This window comes from Streptomyces sp. NPDC049541 (assembly GCF_044465725.1).
GTDB lineage: Bacteria > Actinomycetota > Actinomycetes > Streptomycetales > Streptomycetaceae > Streptomyces.
In genome coordinates this window covers 345,966-363,105 of the sequence record NZ_JBITLY010000002.1, presented here as the reverse complement: position 1 = coordinate 363,105, position 17,140 = coordinate 345,966, and the positions used below count along the sequence as shown (strand labels likewise).

Below are 17,140 nucleotides of genomic sequence, written 5' to 3'. Positions count from 1 at the left end.
CTTTCGGCTGGTGGACGGGCGGGAAACGGGAGTCGGACGGCTGGACGGCTCTGAGACGGCTGGACGGCTCTGATCGGATCGGGAGGAGCGGGGGATCGGGAAGGAGCGGCGACGGTCAGTGGCCGGGACCGAACCGGGCCAGCGTGGCGAGCACGTCGTCCAGCCAGTCGATCATCATCCGCTCGTACGCGATGCCACCGCGCAGGACGACGTGCTGGAGCTCCCGCTCCGCGTCGAGCGGCGCACCGGGACCGGCCGTGCCTGCCTGGGGCGTGAAGTCGCGCGCCTCTCCTGCGAGATAGTGCGCCAGCCGGTCCCGGTGCGCCTGGCGGTGTCGCTCCACCTCGCGGATCAGGGCGGTCGGATCGTCGAAGGCGGCGCCGCGGATCTTCACGGCCAGGTCGTGGCGGACAGTCTCCGGTTCGATCGGATCCTGCAGCCAGGAGGACAGCGCGGCCCGGCCGAGATCGGCGACGGAGTACTCCTTCTTGTCCGGCCGGCCCTGCTGCGGGACCTCCCGGACGTCGATCCAGCCGTCGGTCTCCATGCGCTTGAGCACGCGATAGATCTGTTGGTGGGTCGCGGTCCAGAAGTAGCCGATGGACCGCTCGAAGCGCCGGGCCAGCTCGTAGCCGGATCCTGGCTTCTCCAGGAGCGACACCAAGATCGCGTGTTCGAGCGCCATGCCGCCGATCCTGCTATGCAACTCGTTGCATAGCAATCGTGTCCGCTCGGATGCGACGCGGCTCACGCCGACAACATGCCCAAGGTCACACGCCTCAAGGACAGCTGCCTCAGGGGCAGACGTACGTGAAGCTCGCCTTCGCCTCCATCGGGGTCGGCTGGTGCGTGATCCTCAGACGGGCGGTCCCCCGGAAGCGGCCGGAGCCGCGGACCGTCCAGCGCAGGTGCACCCTGACCCGCCGCTCACCGCGACCGGCGGTGCGGACCAGCTCGCCCGAGTCCTGACCGTCCGCGCGCAGCCACCGGTAGGTGACGGGGCCGCCGTGCCCGTCGGTGGTGACGACACCGGCCAGGTCGGCCGTCTGACCGCAGTGCAACGGCCCGGCGGGGGCCTGGACTCGGACGGAGACGACCTCGGGAGCGGGGGCCGGGCGCAGCAGCAGCCAGAGCAGTACGGCGGCGATCGCGACGACGGCGGTGCTGACGATCCAGCCCCGTCGTCCGCGCCGCGAGCGCGGGGAGGCGGGAACCGCTGCCTCGGTCCGCCAACGGGCCCGCAGGACGTCCTGCTCCTCCGCCGGGACTCCGGGCCCGAACCGGAACAGGATCCCGCCCGAGTCCTCCCCCGCCTCCAGCGGAGGCAGGACGAAACGGTTGCGCTTGCCGAGGACGGTTGCCTGGGTGTCCGCGGCATGGGAACGGTGACCGCGGCCGACCGTGGTGGGCTGGTCGGCGGCGGCTGAAGGGTGAGGGCCGGGGGCGGTCAGGGAGGCGCGAGGGTCCGGGACTGTGGCGGTGTGGGCGTGGTCCGCCGTGGGCGGTGGGCCGACGGTGACTGAAGGGCGGGACGAAGGGGCGGGGGCGGCAGGGCCCGGTGCGGATTCGGTTGTGTTCGGCGCCGGGTGAGGGCCCGTCGGTGGAGCCGGGCGGCCGGGGGCCACGGCGCCGGACGGTGCCGGTACCTTCGGCGGCGCGAACTCCGGGGTCGACACGGCCACCACCGCCTGGAGCGCCGTGCGGCGCAGGAAGTCCGCCGGGAGCGCCGCGCGTCCGGCGACCAGCGCGTCCCGGGCCGCCGCCAACCCCTGCGACTCGGCGGTTGCGGCACAGTGGGCGAACAGGTCGGCCGCGGGGGATTCGGGCTGCGTCCAGGCCTCGCCGAGGGTGCGAGCCAAAGCGGCCCAGGCAGCGGTGGCGGCTGCTGCCCGGCGGTCGGGGTGCGGCGCATCGCCCAGCACCGCGCCCAGTTCCGCCTCGGCCAGCAGCGCGACACCGTCCGGAGCGATCACGACGGTGTCGGGGCCGAGTAGGCCGTGGGGCTGGCCTGCCGCGTGCAGGGCGAGAAGGGTCTGCGCGGTCTCGTTGAGGATGCTGGCCGCGCTGCCCGCGTCCGGGTGGGGGCCGCCTGCCGACGACAGGACATCGGCCAGAGTGGGGGCCGGTGGCCGGGCCGTGAGCAGCCACACCTCACCGGCCTCGGCCACGAGGTCGACCGTGCCCAGCAGCCCGGGCAGCCTGAGCTTCGCCGTGGCGAGCACCGCTGCCGCCAGGCGTTCGCGCGTGCCCTCGGGCGCCAGCAGGGCGCGGTCGACGCGCAGTGCGCCGAGTGTGCGCTCGCCGGACCGGGCGGGGAGCAGGGCGTGCCAGGTGCCGTGGCGGGCATCCTGTGACCAGCCGGACAGGGGCCGTCCGGCCACTGCGGTGGCTGTCGTCATGTCGATCCGTTCTGGTCGCGGCGGGGAGTGGCTCTGAGGTCTTTCGGGTCTCTCGGGGGCCCGGTCAGCACGGAGGTGCGTCGAGGGAGGCCGTCTGGGGACCGTTCGCTGCTGCCGGGTCGCTGCTGAGCGAGACCTTCCAGGTCCCCCGGCACGGGTGATTGGAGAAGTCGGCCTCGAAGGTCAGGTCGTAGTGCGTGCTTCCGGAGAGGGTCCGGGACTGGGAGCCGTACGGGTCGGCGGGTGTGTCGACGTAGTAGTTCGCGGTGACGGTCAGCGAACCGGTGCCTGTCGTCTCGACCGTCACCGCCGCGATGAGCGTGCCGGGATTCTGTCCACGCTGCCAGGAGCCGATGGTGAGGGTGACCGGACCGGGGGTGGCCGGGCCGGGAGACCCGGTGGTCGGCGTCACGGCCGGTGCGGTCGTCTCCGTGGACGGCGTGGGCGAGGTCGACGGGCTGTCCGAGGGGGTGGTGGTGGGTGAGGTGTCGACCGTGGGCGGGGCGCTGCCCGTCGAGGTGGAGGGGGAGGGGGGAGCTGTGGGCGCTGTGGGCGAGTTGACCGGTGCTGGGGTCGAACTCGCCACCGTCGTCGACGTCTCGTGCGGGCGGCCCGTCGCGTACGTCGCTCCGCCCGCGACGGCGACCAGCGCGGCCGCCCCACCGGTCACCACCTTCCATCCCCCGCGCTTCAGTCGGTCCAGCAGGGTCAGCGCGCTGGCCGAGCCCTCGAGGGTCGCGGTCGTGGTGAACGGGAACAGCAGGGCGAGCAGCGCGGCGAGTTCGGCCAGTCGACGGCGGCCGCGCTCCTCCCAGCCGGCGCCGTAGCCCTCCGCGGCGGACCGTTCCAGGTCGGCCAGGAACGTCTCGACGCCCGGCCGGTCCGCCGGGTCCTTCGCCAGGCCCGAGCGCAGCAGCGCACGCACGGGCGCGGGTACGTCGTCCAGCGGGGCCGGCGCGCGCAGGTGCTGCAGGCGCAGAGCCGTCACGTCGTCGCCGGGGAACGGCCGTCGACCGGTCAGGCACTCGAAGAACACCACGGATGCGGCGTAGACGTCGGCCGCCGGGCCGGCCGGCTCGCCGTTCCACTGCTCCGGCGCCATATAGGCGGGCGTGCCCTCGACGTCGGTCTCCCGGCCGCTGCGCACCGCGATGCCGAAGTCGGCGAGCGCACTGGTGCCGTCGGCGCGGACCAGGACGTTCTCCGGTTTGTAGTCGCGGTGCACGACCCCGGCCGTGTGGGCCGCGCCGAGCCCCAGCAGAGAGCCCTTGAGCAGGACGAGCGCGGCCTCGGGGCCGGTCGCGCCGTGCCGGCGCAACAGCTGGCGCAGGCTGACGCCGTCCACGGCCTCCATCACGATCGCGGCGCCGGCGCGTGCCTCGACGTACTCGTACAGCCGCACCACACACGGGTGCCGGAGCTCGCCGAGCAGTCGGGCCTCGGCGCGGAAGCGGGCCAGGAACTCCCGGTCCGCGCGCAGGCGTTCGCTCAGGTACTTGACGGCGACGGGGACGCCGGTCGCGGTGTGCCGGGCGAGGACGACCCGGCCGCCGGCTCCCTCACCGAGCGTCCGGACGGCCGCGTATCCGGGCACGGTCCAGCCGCCCTCGGTGTGCGTGTCCTGGGTCATGCGGTCCTCTCCACCGGCGCGGGGAACCCGGCCTGCTGCGGTACGTCCTTCGCGTCCCGCCGGCGCCGTACCCGGCGCAGCAGCCAGCGCGCGGGCGCGGACCACACCGGGAAGGCGACCAGGGCGACCACGGCCGCCTCGATCACCGTGGTCCACGGCTCGGGCAGGCGGCCGTCCAGCAGGTCCCCGATGCGGGAGCGCCAGGCCAGCAGGGCGAGGCCGAGGAAGCCGTAGGTACCCACGACGACCGCGAGGCCGTAGGCGGCGAGGCCGGCCTGACGGGGGCCGGGCCGGTTGCCCGTGCGCAGATCCCGCCACAGGCCCGTGCGGAAGTAGGCGCTCGCCTCCTCGCGCAGCCGGGGCACCCGCAGGGCGTCGGTCAGCGCCTGGTAACCGTCCAGCGGCATCAGCGGGTTGAAGTTGTAGAGGGTGTTCAGATAGAGGCCGAAGGCCAGGTGGTAGAGGACGGCCGAGACCGCTCCCGCGGGCAGCAGGGCCGCGCCCGTGGCACACCAGCCGGCCAGCGCCGCTGTGGACAGGGGCCCGGAAAGGGCCACCACTACCCGTGACCACCGCGTGCCGAACCACATGTCGCTGGTGTCCACGAACGCGAACGGCATGCCCATCATCAGCAGGAACCCACCGCGTCTGACCTTACGGCCGTACGACTTCACGGCCAGCGCGTGCGTGAGCTCGTGCACCAGCAGCGCGCTCACGTATCCGGCCGCCAGCAGGACCGGGCCCCACACGCCCGCTCCGCCGAAGTCCAGCAGACGGTTCCGGCCCTGCGCGGCGAAGAACGCGACGAGGCCGCCGGCCACCGAAAGCCAGGCGAGCAGTACCCCGGTCCGGGTGAACAGCCGCCAGCCGAAGGCCTGGTAGAGCCGGGTCACCAGCCGGTCGAGGCCGGGGACGGACACCTCCAGCTTCAACAGTGCCCGGTACACGGCGCGCGCCACCCGCCGCCAGCCCTTCGGCCGCTCCTCCTCCGGCCGCCCGGGCAGGCCGCGCAGCAGCCCGGCGTCCGCGAACGCGGCCAGCGCGGACTCGATGCGGGGCAGGGCGATTTCGCCGTAGCGGTCTGCGTAGGCGAAGAGCAGGTCCCGTACGGTGTTCTCGCCGTCGACGGCATGCCAGAGGAAGACCTGGCGCTCGTCGAGTTCCAGATAGCGGCCGGTGCGGGTGCTGCTGAGCACCCAGCGGGGTGCGCCGCGTTCGGTGGGTATCTGCTTGAGGGCCCAGCCGGAGCGGCGGCGGGGACGCGCGGTGAGCGGGCCGTGCGCCTCGGGGGCCTCCTCCTGCCCGGCCTGTCCGGCGGTGGGCAGATCGGTCAGCTGGGTGCCGACGACCATGGTGCGCGAGCCGATCCGGGTGTGGCGAGGCTGCTCGAACACCAGGCGTACGTCGCCCACGGACAACTCGGTGCCGTCGGCGAGGCCGGCCGCACCGCCGTGCAGGTCGACGCCGCCGACGGCGGTGCCGTTGAAGGAGTCCAGGTCCTCGATCCGGAAGCCCTCAGCAGTGCGGACGATGCGGGCGTGGCGACGCGAGACGCTGGTGTCGGAGAGGACCACGTCGTTGTCCTCGCCCCGGCCCAGCGTGGTGACCGGGCCGGTCAGCGCGACGAGCAGCGTGGGGTCGTCGAGGCCGCGCAGTTGGGGTGCGGCGAACGAGGTCGGTGCGGCACCCCGGCGTGGGGTGCCGCAGTGCAGGCAGTACGGGAAGTCGCGCCGCACGTGGACGCGGCATACACGGCAGAGCATGCGGTGGCTCAGCCTGCGCCGGAACCGCTGACGAACGTACCGCCGTTGAAGCCTTCGTCGCCTTCCGCGGCGGGGCCGGAATCCGGCAGGTGCGTGGCGGCGTTTCCGAGTCCTGAGGCGGGCAGACCACCCTGGAGGATGATGTGGTCACTGTGGTCGCCGCCGCCCGAGGCGGGCAGGCCACCTTGGACGATGATGTGGTCACTGTGGTCGCCGCCGCCCGAGGTGGGCAGGCCGCCCTGGACGATGATCCGGTTGCCACCGCCGGGCTCACCGCCACCGCCGGGACGCCGACCGACGTTCTCCTGGCTGCCTCCGCCGTTTCCGTCGCCCCCACCGTCACCACCTCCGTGACCACCACCGCCACTGGGGCGGTTGGAGTTCTCCGAGTCGCCGCCGCCCTCACCACCGCCGCCACCCTCGCCACCACCGCCGTGACCACCACCGCCACTGGGGCGGTTGGAGTTCTCCGAGTCGCCGCCGCCCTCACCACCGCCCCCACCCTCGCCACCACCGCCGTGACCACCGCCACCGCTGGGACGATTGCTGTTCTCCGAGTCGCCGCCGCCCTCACCACCGCCCCCACCGCCGCCGCCTTCGCCTTCGCCGCCATCACGGTCGTAGATGCCACCGTGACCGAAGTGACCGGCGTCCCCGCCGCCTTCCCCGCCGACACCGCCGAAGCCGCCATGACCGCCGAGGTCGCCGAACCCGCCGGAACCGGCACCGCCGTCACCGAGGCCGCCTTCGCCGAACCCGCCGTCGGCACCACCGAACGCGCCGTCCGCACCGCCACCGAACCCGCCGAACCCGCCGTCGGCCCCGCCGAACCCGCCGTCCGCACCGCCACCGAACCCGCCGAACCCGCCGTCGGCACCACCGAACCCCCCGTCGCCGCCGGCGCCGAAATCACCGAAGTCCCCCTCGCTGCCGCCGGCATGCTCGCCGAACCCGCCGAACCCGCCGAAGTCGCCGAAGTCGCCGAACTGGTTCAGCTCGCCGGCCGCTTCGGCCGGGGACCGGTCGAGCAGGGGGCCGCCGAGCAGGCTGTGGGCGCCGGTGGCGGCGGCGCCCAGGCCGGCTGCGTCCTCCTGGCCCGCGGCGGGACCTGACAGGTCGTAGCCCTGCTCGAGCCGGGCACCGGCAGCATGGTCGCCGGAGACCTGCTCCTCCGGGACGGCGTGGGTCGTGGAGGCCTCGTGCGTCACCGCGGCCTGGTGGTCCACCGGGCCCGCGTGCTCAGCGTTGATGTCGTGATGCGCCAGCGCGTGCGCCGCGCTTCCGAAGAACAGCGACGACTTGGACAGCCGTGGGTCCAGAGCGGCCGGGCCACCGTCGGTGGCGGACTCCACGCGGAGGGAGCGGAGTTCGGCGACCTGGACGGGCGACAAGCCGAGTCTTCGGGCCACCTCACCGGTGTCGCCGTCGAGTTCCGCGCGGAAGGCCGGGTCGACGGCCAGGCGGGTCAGGGCAGCACGATATGCGTCGTTGGTCATGGTTCGGTCTCCGTCGGTCTGCGAGCGTTGATGCCGATGGCGACGGAGCCGAGGATCCCCCCTGGTCGGCGGCAACTGCCATTTCCGGCCATCCCCGCCGATACCTGCAGGAGACGTTATAGAGCCTTGGCATGGACGGCGCAAGTGCAGCGACCAGGGCAGTTGGAGGTGTCGGACAGCCCCACTGCGTCGGTCGTTCACCACTCAGATATGGCCACCGACCCGCCGACCGGCCGACGAAATGACGAACGGTCGGAGCAGGTCCATGGCGGAGGCCGCCGCAGCGTCACATCTTCTGGCAGGCCGTGGCTTTGAAGTCCGCCATGGGGACGGTGACTGCGGATTCGTCGCCGTTGTCGGAGATGCCGGCATAGCGGACCTGGCCCGGAGTGAGCCGGTCCCGGTCGGCCGGGGTGAAGGAGATGCTGCTCGCTGACCACGAGTTGTCCTTGGTCCAGCCGTACAGCGCGTAGGTGGTCCTGGCGGTGAGTGGAGCGAGGGATGTGGTGGTGGTCCAGCCGGCGGCGGGAGTATCGAGGGTCCAGGTGGCGAGGCCCGGTGCCAGGGGGTGGTCGGCGGTCCATGAGCCCACCGTCACCTGCTTGTTGACGTCGTCGCTGTCCACGGAGAGGGTCGCGCCGTCGATCTGATGTCCGCAGACCATCATGACGCCCAGCAGATGGCCGTCGGCGGTCACGGAGATACCGGCGACGGCGTCGGGAGGAACGGTGCATCCCGAGCTTGCGGCCAGGGCCGCGCCGAACGCGACGGCGCCCACGAAGCGCCTCAGCACCTGACGTGAAGTGGTCGACCACATGCTCAACCCCCGCCCCAGGGAACGTCTGAAGCCCCCTGCCTGCGATGGTAGAGAGCGAGCGATGCCTGGCTGCAGCCGCGCCATTCACTCGTTGCGGGCTCGTTGTCGCCTTGTAGTCGCTCGCGCCGACTCAGCCCGGCCACGGCTCGATGCCCCGGGACCTTCTCTCATCGGTCGGCGTACCGAGCACGCCGGCGGGGTCGCCGGGCACAGAGGGCTCCTACCGCCCGGGGCGCGGCATCCGTACGACCGCCGCCCCTGCGGTCAGGTCCACCGTCGTCCTGTTCGGCGGGGCGCCGTCATCCTCGTTGTCCGGCATGACCAGCGACGACTGCCGTTCCTTCAGCTCGTGCTGCTTGCCCGGGGAAAGGCTCGCATGCAGTTGTTCGAATCCGGTCGCTGATATCTGCCCCTGACGTGCACTGTTCCGCCACGGCAGCACTCCGGCCCGTCCCGCGCGCATCAGCAGCTGGTCGACGAAGGCCAGCAGGGTCAGCACGACGACGAGCCCGGGCAGGGTCATGAAGAAGACGAATTGCATGTTCCCAGTATCCGGGCCGAGTCTGTAGGCCGTCACCCCCTGAACTTACCTTCGCCGCTTGGCCGTTGGCATCGCGTGCTGTCTTCTCACCGTGCGGAACTCATGTCACGGCAGGTCGAGGCCCCCCAGGGAGGGGATCAGCGACCGGAGGTCGCTCGGGACACTGCTCGGCAGTCCGCTGGGCAGCTTCGACGGGAGCCCGCTGGGCAGTTTGCTCGGCAGTTCCGTCGGGATGCTCAAGGACGGCGACGAGGAGCGGCCGGAGCTCGCGCTGGTGTCGTCGGGTGATTTCTTGTCGGGCGAGTCGTCGTGGCCGGAGGCCATCAGGACGACGACGACCACCGCAGCGACCGCGGCGAGGGCGACCAGGAGGAGGAAGAGCGGGTTGCGCCGTCGCCCGGGCGGCGGAGGGGGCGGCTGCCCGTCGCCGTAGGCGGGAGGTGGTCCGAACCCGCCGCCGGGTGGCGGGGCGTCACCCGGCGGTCCGGGCGGTCGAGGCGGTACCGGCGGTGTGGCCATACCGTCCAGAGTCGCCGCGCATCGGGCAGGCGGCGACCCCCGCACGGAAGTTGATACGGCCCCATGCCGTGGACCGTACGGTTCCGGGGCATTCCGCGCGGGGATCGCTCGGGCACACGCGCGTGCGTGTACGGATCAAGCACGCACGCGCACGCATACGCGTGCCGTTCAGCCGCGAGCCCCCAGCAGGTGGTCCATGGCCAGCTGGTCGAGGTGCTCGAAGGCCATCCCGCGCGCCGCGGTCGCCTCCACGTCGAAGTCCTCGAAGGCGCTGCGGTCGGCGAGCAGGGCGTCGAGCCCGTCGGCGGCGGTCGGCTGGGCGAGCTGGTCCAGACGCGAGGCACGCAGGGCCTCCTGGACCTCCGGGTCGGCTCGGAAGGCGACCGCGCGCTCCTTGAGGATCAGGTAGTTGCGCATGCAGCCGGCGGCCGAGGCCCACACGCCGTCGAGGTCCTCGGTCCGCGGCGGCTTGAAGTCGAAGTGCTTCGGGCCCGCGTAACCGGCGCTCTCCAGGAGGTCGACCAGCCAGAACGCGGCGCGCAGGTCACCGGCCCCGAAGCGCAGGTCCTGGTCGTACTTGATACCGGACTGGCCGTTGAGGTCGATGTGGAAGAGCTTGCCCGCCCACAGGGCCTGCGCGATGCCGTGCGGGAAGTTCAGCCCGGCCATCTGCTCGTGGCCGACCTCGGGGTTGACGCCGTACAGCTCCGGGCGCTCCAGGCGCTCGATGAAGGCGAGGGCGTGGCCGACGGTGGGCAGCAGGATGTCGCCGCGGGGCTCGTTCGGCTTGGGCTCGATGGCGAACTTCAGGTCGTAGCCCTGGGAGGTGACGTACTCGCCGAGAAGGTCGAAGGCCTCCTTCATGCGGTCGAGGGCGACGCGTACGTCCTTGGCGGCGCCGGACTCGGCGCCCTCACGGCCGCCCCAGGCGACGTACGTCTTCGCGCCGAGTTCGACCGCGAGGTCGATGTTGCGGATGGTCTTGCGCAGGGCGTAGCGGCGCACCTCGCGGTCGTTCGCGGTGAACGCGCCGTCCTTGAAGACGGGGTGGGTGAAGAGGTTGGTGGTGGCCATCGGCACGGTCATGCCGGTCGTGTCGAGGGCCTGGCGGAAGCGCTTGATGTGCGACTCGCGCTCGGTGTCGGAGGACCCGAAGGGGATCAGGTCGTCGTCGTGGAAGGTGACGCCGTAGGCGCCGAGCTCACTCAGGCGTTGCACCGTCTCGACCGGGTCCAGGGCACGCCGCGTGGCGTCGCCGAACGGGTCCCTTCCCTGCCAGCCGACGGTCCACAGGCCGAAGGTGAACCTGTCCTCGGGGGTGGGCTGGTAGCTCATGCCGCGGCTCCTTGCTCGTTTGCGACCGTTGCCTTGCGACTATTTCGTCATGGCGGTTTACAAATTAGTATGCGGACGCATCCCTGGGAAGGGACAAGATGTCCCCGAAGGGGTGAGGTTCCGGGTCGCCAGGGCCCGGGAACCCTCGAATCAGCAGGTCAGAGCCGCAGAGCCGCGGAAAAAGGGAGAGTCCGATGTCAGCAGCCGAGGGTCCGCTCGTCGTCGGCGTGGACACGTCCACCCAGTCCACCAAGGCGCTCGTCGTCGACGCGGCCACCGGTCAGGTCGTGGCGAGCGGCCAGGCACCGCACACCGTCTCCTCCGGGGCCGGCCGCGAGAGCGACCCGCGCCAGTGGTGGGACGCCCTGTGCCAGGCCCTCGACCAGTGCGGCGACGCGGCGCACGAGGCCGCCGCGGTGTCGATCGGCGGGCAGCAGCACGGCCTGGTCACACTGGACGAGCGGGGCGAGCCGGTCCGCCCGGCGCTGCTGTGGAACGACGTGCGCTCGGCGCCGCAGGCCCGCCGCCTGGTCGAGGAGCTGGGCGGCCCGAAGGCCTGGGCGGAGCGCACCGGAAGTGTGCCCGGACCGTCCTTCACGGTCACGAAGTGGGCGTGGCTGGCCGAGAACGAGCCGGAGGCGGTCCGCGCGACCAGGGCGGTGCGCCTGCCCCACGACTACCTCACCGAGCGGCTGACCGGGCAGGGCACGACCGACCGCGGTGATGTCTCCGGCACCGGCTGGTGGGCTTCGGGGACGGAGGCCTACGACGAGGAGACCCTCGCGCACGTGGGGCTCGACCCCGCGCTGCTGCCCCGGGTGGTCCGGCCCGGCGAGGTGGCGGGCACCGTACGCGACAACCACGACCTGCCGTTCTCCAAGGGCACCCTGGTCGCTCCGGGCACGGGTGACAACGCCGCCGCGGCGCTGGGCCTCGGGCTGCGTCCAGGTACCCCGGTGCTCAGCCTGGGCACCTCGGGCACGGTGTACGCGGTCTCCAAGCGGCGCCCGGCCGACCCGACCGGCACGGTGGCGGGCTTCGCCGACGCCCATGGCGACTGGCTGCCGCTGGCCTGCACCCTGAACTGCACGCTCGCCGTGGACCGCGTGGCGGCGCTGCTGGGTCTGGACCGCGAGGCCGTCGAGCCGACCACCGCCGTCACGCTCCTGCCCTATCTGGACGGCGAGCGCACCCCCAACCTGCCCGGCGCCTCCGGTCTGCTGCACGGACTGCGGCACGACACCACCGGCGGCCAGTTCCTGCAGGCCGCCTACGACGGGGCCGTGCACTCCCTGCTCGGCGCGCTGGACCTGGTCCTCGACGAGGACGCGGACCGATCGGTCCCGCTGCTGCTGATCGGGGGCGGCGCCCGGGGCACGGCCTGGCAGCAGACCGTACGGCGCCTGTCGGGCCGCCCGGTCCAGGTGCCCCAGGCCAAGGAGCTGGTCGCGCTGGGCGCCGCGGCGCAGGCGGCGGGCCTGCTGACCGGGGAGGATCCGGCCGCGGTCGCCCGGCGCTGGAACACCGCCGCGGGCCCGGTGCTTGAGGCCGTGGAGCGGGACGAGGCGACGCTGGCGAGGATCGCCGGGGTACTCTCCGACGCGGCCCCGCTGCTGGAGCGGAGCACCGACAGCTGAGGACGGGGGCATGACCGCACCACTGCACGAGGCCCACCCGGCCGGCCCGGGGCGGGTGCTGCCCGACACCCAGCAGGGCATGCGCCGCCGCAATCTGGCCCGGGTGATGCACACCGTCAGCGCCGAGGGACCGCTCTCCCGTGCCGCCGTGGCCTCTCGCATCGGGCTGACCCGGGCAGCGGTGTCCACCCTCGTCGACGAGCTCATACGCACCGGCCTGCTCGAGGAGCTGGGCCCCGAGCGGCCCGGACGGGTGGGCCGCCCCGGCTCGGCGCTCGCCGTCAGCGGGCACGGCCCCGCCGGCATCGGCGCCGAGATCGGTGTGGACCACCTCGCGGTCTGCGCGGTCGACCTGCGCGGACAGGTACGCGCGCGTGCCGTGCGGCACGGTGCGAACCGCGGCCGCGCACCCCAGCCGGTGATCGAGGAACTCACCGGGCTGGTACGCCGGGTGGTCGCCGAGGCGGACGGCGAGGGGCTGTGGCCTGCAGGGCTCGCGGTGGCCGTGCCGGGCCTGGTGGCCCGCGACGCCCGCACCGTCGTACGCGCCCCGAACCTGGACTGGCACGACACCGACATCGGCGCGCTGCTGCCCGCCGACATCCCGCTGACCGTCGACAACGAGGCGAACTTCGGCGCCCTCGCCGAACTCTGGCTCGGTGAGAGCACCCCGCACGACTTCCTGCATGTGTCGGCGGAGATCGGTATCGGCGCGGCGGTCGTCGTGGCCGGGGGGCTGCTGCGGGGAACACGTGGTTTCGCGGGCGAGTTGGGACATGTGCCGGTGCAGCCGGAGGGGCCCGCGTGCGCGTGCGGCGGGCGGGGCTGTCTGGAGCAGTACGCCGGTGAGGAGGCGGTGCTGCGTGCGGCGGGCCTGGAGCCGGGCGAGGACCGTGTCGGGCTGCTGGCGGGCCGGGCCGCCGACGGCGACGAGGCCGTACGGGGTGCGCTGTGCGACGCGGGTCGGGCGCTCGGTATCGCGCTGACCGGGGCGGTCAATCTGCTGGACCCCGAGAGCGTGGTGCTGGGCGGCGCCCTGGCCGGGCTCGCGCCGTGGCTCCTGCCCTCGCTGGAGGCCGAGTTGGACCGGCGCACCGCGGGCCCGGCCTGTCCGGTGTCCGTGTCGCGGCTGGGCCCCGAGGGGCCACTACTCGGGGCGGCCCACTCGGTGGTGCGGGCGGTACTGGACGACCCTGCGGCGGTGGCCGAACGGGCCTGATCCCGGCACCCGCGGCGGCGGGCCGAACGGGCCTGATCCCCGCCACGCGGGCGGTGGCCGAACGGATCCAATACCGACACCCGCAGCCGCGGGCCGAACGGATCCGATACCGACTCCCGCGGCGGTGGGATGAACGGGCCTGACCCCAGCACCCGCGGCGGCGGGCCGAACGGGCCTGACCTCAGCACCCAGCGGGCGGTGAGTTGAACGGGCCCGATCCCGGCACCCGCGGCGGCGGGCCGAACGGGCCTGACCCCAGCACCCAGCGGGCGGTGGGTCGAACGGGCCCGATCCCCGCCACGCGGGCGGTGGCCGAACGGATCCGATCCCGACACCCGCAGCCGCGGGCCGAACGGGCCTGACCCCAGCACCCGCGGGCGGTGGGTTGAACGGGCCCGATCCCGACACCCGCGGCGGCGGCCGAACCAGCCCGATCCCGACACCCGCGGCCGCGGCCGAACAAATCTGATCCCCGCCCCCGCGTCGTAGTTCCGGATCAGCGCCCGGAGGCCGCCCTAGGCTTTCCCCGGCACCGGCACGACCCGAGGAGCGCAACCATGTTCGACCCCGCGGCTGAGCACCCGTACCCCGACAGCCACCAGCCGGACGCACCGCCGGCAGCGCACCCGCTGCTCGCGCCCGTGCTCGGTCTCCTGGGCACGTGGCGGGGCCGGGGCGAGGGCGGCTACCCGACGCTCGACGGGGACTTCGCCTATGGTCAGGAGGTCGTCTTCAGCCATGACGGGCGCCCCTTCCTCCGCTACGAGGCCCGGGCCTGGCTCCTTGATGCCGAGGACGTGCCGCTGCGTCCGGCGGCCCGGGAGAGCGGCTGGTGGCGGCTCCAACCCGAGGGACGAGTGGAGGCGCTGATCACCCAGCCCACGGGGATTGCGGAGATCGCCGTCGGCCAGGCGGGCAAGGGCACGGTCGACCTCTCCACCCACAACGTGGCACTCACCCCCACCGCCAAGGAGGTCACCGCCACCCGCCGCCGCTACACCCTCGCCGACGGCGCCACCCTCACCTTCGCCTTCGACCTCGCGGCGGTCGGCCGGCCGTTGCAGCACCATCTTTCGGCAAGCCTGCGGCGTACGCAGTAGTTCGCTTCAGCCGTCGGCTTCACCCGTACGGGTGGCCGGGTTTTCCACATTCGCGCCGCCGTCCACCGAAACACGCTGCGCTCTTCTGCCCAACTCGCAAGCGCCGTACCGTGATTCACGCGAGGCACTCCCGCCTGGTCGGGCGGCGTCGGGCAAGGCGGCGTGGATTGAGGGGGATTCACATGGCGGGGGATGTGGCGGCGGACGCAGGTCTCAGACGTGACGCGATCGGGCTGCGCGAGGTGCTGTTCCAGAGCATCACGGCCATGGCGCCGGCGGCAGCCGTCGCCGCGTCCATTCCGTCGGGTGCGGCCTTCGCCGGCGGGAGTCTGCCGCTGGCCGTGCTGATCGCGCTGGTGGCGTGTCTGTTCACCGCGTCCTGCGTGGCAGAGCTGGCGCGCGAGCTCCCGGCGGCGGGCTCGGTGTCGACGTATGCGGCGCAGGGACTGCATCCGGCGGTCGGCTTCCTCGTCGGCTGGGGCTATGTGTTCGTGGAAGCGCTGGTGCCGCCGCTGCTGCTGCTTCAGCTCGGCTTCACCACGGCGGGCACACTGCACCAGGAGTGGTCCTCGTATCCGGCGGACCTGTGGTGGCCCTGGGCGCTGGCAGGTGCGGCGATCATCGCGGCCGCCGGGTACTTCGGGGTGCGTGCCTCGGCCCGCTTCGGCACCGTCCTGGGTGTCTTCGAGGTTCTGGTCTTCCTGGTGTTCGCCGTCTGGCTGATCGGCAGGGCGGGAGCGCACAACACCCTTTCGGTCTTCGGCACTTCGCACACGGCCGAGGGCTATCAAGGGGTCAGCGGGGTCTTCGCCGGGTCGGTGTACACGGTGCTTGCCTTCGCCGGGTTCGAGGCCGCGGCGCCGCTCGCCGAGGAGACCCGCAATCCGCGCCGCACCATGCACCGGGCAGTGCTCGGTGCGGCGCTCGGGATCGGCCTGTTCTACGTGGTCACGACCTACGCCATGACGGTGTACTTCGGACCGGACCGGTTCGCGAAGTTCGGGGCCTCCGGCGCCGCGTCCTGGGAGGGTGTGGCACGGGCGTCGTTCGGCCCGTTCTGGGTGCTGGTGTTCCTGGCCGTGGTGAACTCGACGATCGCCAACGCCAACGCGTGCGCCAACGTCTCCACCCGGACCGCCTACGCCCTGGCCCGCATCCGCGTCCTGCCCCGCCTTCTCGCCGTGCTCCACCCCAGACACCGCTCCCCCGTCGTCGGAATCGCCGTGCAGAGCGTGGTGGCGGTCGGCGCCGTGCTGGGGCTCGGCTTCGGCTACGACCCGGTGACGGCCTTCCTGCTGCTCGCCACGGTGATCGTCACGGTTGTGATCGGCGTCTACATCGTCGTCAACCTCGCCTGCGCAGGCTATTTCCTGCGCCGCAGACGGGAGTTGCTCAAACCGGTACGGCATCTCCTGCTGCCGCTGCTCGGCATTGTGGCGTTCGTGCCCGCGCTGCTGACCGCGGCGGGCCTGCCTGCCTTCGACTTCGTCACCGAGCTGACCGCACCGGTGTCCTACGCCGGACCGATCGTCGCCGTGTGGATGGCTGCCGGCATCGTGGTGCTGCTGGTGCTGATGCGTCGCCATCCCGAGCGGATGTCCGAGACCGCCCGCGTCCACCTCGATGACCCCTCCCCCACCGATCCTGCGCAGAACGGAGCAGCACGACAATGAGCGACCCCCGCATCCTGACCGTCCGGCCCGAGCCGGGCGAGTACGCCTGGACGTTCGGCGGCGCACCGCCCGTGGCGCGCATCGCGCCCGGCACCGTCCTCGACCTGTACACCGAGGACTGCTTCGCCGGGCGGGTGCGCTCAGAGAAGGACCTGGTGTCCGAGGTCTGCGAGTTCCCCTTCCTCAATCCGCAGACCGGGCCGTTCTACGTCGAGGGCGCCCAACCGGGCGACACCATCGCCGTGCACTTCGTGTCCGTCGAACCGGCCCGCGACTGGGCCGCGTCCACCACGGTCCCGCTGTTCGGCGCGCTCACCTCCACGCACACCACGGCCACACTCCAGCCGCCGCTGCCCGAGGCGGTGTGGATCTGGCAGCTCGACCGCGCCCGCCGCACGGCGCTGTTCCGGGCGCACGACAGTGACATCGAGGCCGAGCTGCCCATGGACCCGATGCACGGCACCGTGGGCGTGGCCCCCGCCAACCTCGAGGTCCGTTCGGCCCTGGTGCCCGACGCGCACGGCGGCAACATGGACACGCCCGAGATGAGAGCCGGCGTCACCTGCTACCTCGGGGTGAATGTGGAGGGCGCGCTGCTCAGCCTCGGCGACGGGCATGCCCGGCAGGGCGAGGGCGAGACCTGCGGGGTCGCCGTCGAGTGTGCGATGAACACCGTGGTGATCGTGGAACTGCTCAAGGGGCTCGCCACGCCCTGGCCGCGCATCGAGTCGGACACGCACATCATCTCGACGGGCTCGGCACGCCCGCTGGAGGACGCGTTCCGGATATCACAGCTCGACCTGGTGCAGTGGCTGGTGCGCGACTACGGCTTCAGTGAGCTGGACGCCTACCAGTTCGCGACCCAGGCGGTCGAGTCGCCGCTGGCCAATGTGTGCGACACCAACTACACCTGCGTGGCCAAGATCCGCAAACAGTGGCTGCCCGCGCGCGAGACTCATCGCGGCGTGCACGCGCAGCTGCGCGAGATCGCGACGACTGTGCGGGGCTGAG

At 72.7% G+C, this 17,140-nt stretch carries 14 protein-coding genes; 5 read left to right on the top strand and 9 right to left on the bottom strand.

Annotation, left to right across the window (positions count from 1 at the left end; all coding sequences use genetic code 11):
• Positions 1–115: 115 nt before the first annotated feature.
• From ACIBW9_RS08795 to xylA, 9 genes are all read right to left on the bottom strand, one after another.
• The gene (locus ACIBW9_RS08795; RefSeq protein WP_398952704.1) at positions 116–685 is read right to left on the bottom strand and encodes a PadR family transcriptional regulator; all 570 of its coding nucleotides are present in this window, start codon (positions 683–685) and stop codon (positions 116–118) included.
• Between the two features lie 109 nt (positions 686–794).
• Entirely contained in the window at positions 795–2,399 is a 1,605-nt protein-coding gene (locus ACIBW9_RS08790) for a hypothetical protein (protein ID WP_398952702.1), read from the bottom strand.
• Between the two features lie 64 nt (positions 2,400–2,463).
• Positions 2,464–4,029 (bottom strand): serine/threonine-protein kinase, encoded by a 1,566-nt coding sequence (locus tag ACIBW9_RS08785; protein WP_398952700.1) that lies wholly within the window; start codon positions 4,027–4,029, stop codon positions 2,464–2,466.
• Positions 4,026–5,765: an FHA domain-containing protein gene (locus tag ACIBW9_RS08780; RefSeq protein WP_398952698.1), complete on the bottom strand. Its 1,740-nt coding sequence runs from the start codon at positions 5,763–5,765 to the stop codon at positions 4,026–4,028. Before ACIBW9_RS08780 ends, ACIBW9_RS08785 begins: the two co-directional genes overlap by 4 nt.
• A gap of 35 nt (positions 5,766–5,800) precedes the next feature.
• Positions 5,801–7,288 (bottom strand): hypothetical protein, encoded by a 1,488-nt coding sequence (locus tag ACIBW9_RS08775; RefSeq protein ID WP_398952696.1) that lies wholly within the window; start codon positions 7,286–7,288, stop codon positions 5,801–5,803.
• A gap of 286 nt (positions 7,289–7,574) precedes the next feature.
• A complete protein-coding gene (locus tag ACIBW9_RS08770) occupies positions 7,575–8,105 on the bottom strand; it encodes a hypothetical protein (protein WP_398952694.1) in 531 nt (176 codons plus the stop codon).
• A gap of 220 nt (positions 8,106–8,325) precedes the next feature.
• A complete protein-coding gene (locus tag ACIBW9_RS08765; RefSeq protein WP_398952692.1) occupies positions 8,326–8,646 on the bottom strand; it encodes a DUF6191 domain-containing protein in 321 nt (106 codons plus the stop codon).
• Positions 8,647–8,751: 105 nt separating this feature from the next.
• Positions 8,752–9,165, bottom strand: coding sequence for a hypothetical protein (locus ACIBW9_RS08760; protein WP_398952690.1), 414 nt, complete (start codon positions 9,163–9,165; stop codon positions 8,752–8,754).
• 168 nt (positions 9,166–9,333) lie between these two features.
• Positions 9,334–10,500, bottom strand: a complete 1,167-nt coding sequence (gene xylA, locus ACIBW9_RS08755) for a xylose isomerase (RefSeq protein WP_398952688.1) — start codon at positions 10,498–10,500, stop codon at positions 9,334–9,336.
• 194 nt (positions 10,501–10,694) lie between these two features.
• Here xylA and xylB point away from each other — a divergent pair, with 194 nt between their 5' ends.
• The 5 genes from xylB (at position 10,695) to ACIBW9_RS08730 (ending at position 17,139) form a co-directional block, all read left to right on the top strand.
• Complete coding sequence (gene xylB / locus ACIBW9_RS08750) at positions 10,695–12,137, top strand: xylulokinase (RefSeq protein WP_398952686.1); 1,443 nt, start codon at positions 10,695–10,697, stop codon at positions 12,135–12,137.
• Between the two features lie 10 nt (positions 12,138–12,147).
• A complete protein-coding gene (locus tag ACIBW9_RS08745; RefSeq protein ID WP_398952684.1) occupies positions 12,148–13,356 on the top strand; it encodes an ROK family protein in 1,209 nt (402 codons plus the stop codon).
• 557 nt (positions 13,357–13,913) lie between these two features.
• Entirely contained in the window at positions 13,914–14,456 is a 543-nt protein-coding gene (locus ACIBW9_RS08740) for an FABP family protein (protein WP_398952682.1), read from the top strand.
• A gap of 182 nt (positions 14,457–14,638) precedes the next feature.
• Positions 14,639–16,129 carry an APC family permease gene (locus ACIBW9_RS08735; RefSeq protein WP_398952680.1) on the top strand — a complete coding sequence of 497 codons (1,491 nt, stop codon included), beginning with the start codon at positions 14,639–14,641 and terminating at the stop codon, positions 16,127–16,129.
• On the top strand, positions 16,126–17,139 hold the full coding sequence (locus tag ACIBW9_RS08730; RefSeq protein ID WP_398952678.1) for an acetamidase/formamidase family protein: 1,014 nt from the start codon (positions 16,126–16,128) through the stop codon (positions 17,137–17,139). The genes ACIBW9_RS08735 and ACIBW9_RS08730 overlap by 4 nt, the downstream gene beginning before the upstream one ends.
• The last annotated feature ends 1 nt before the right edge of the window (position 17,140 follow it).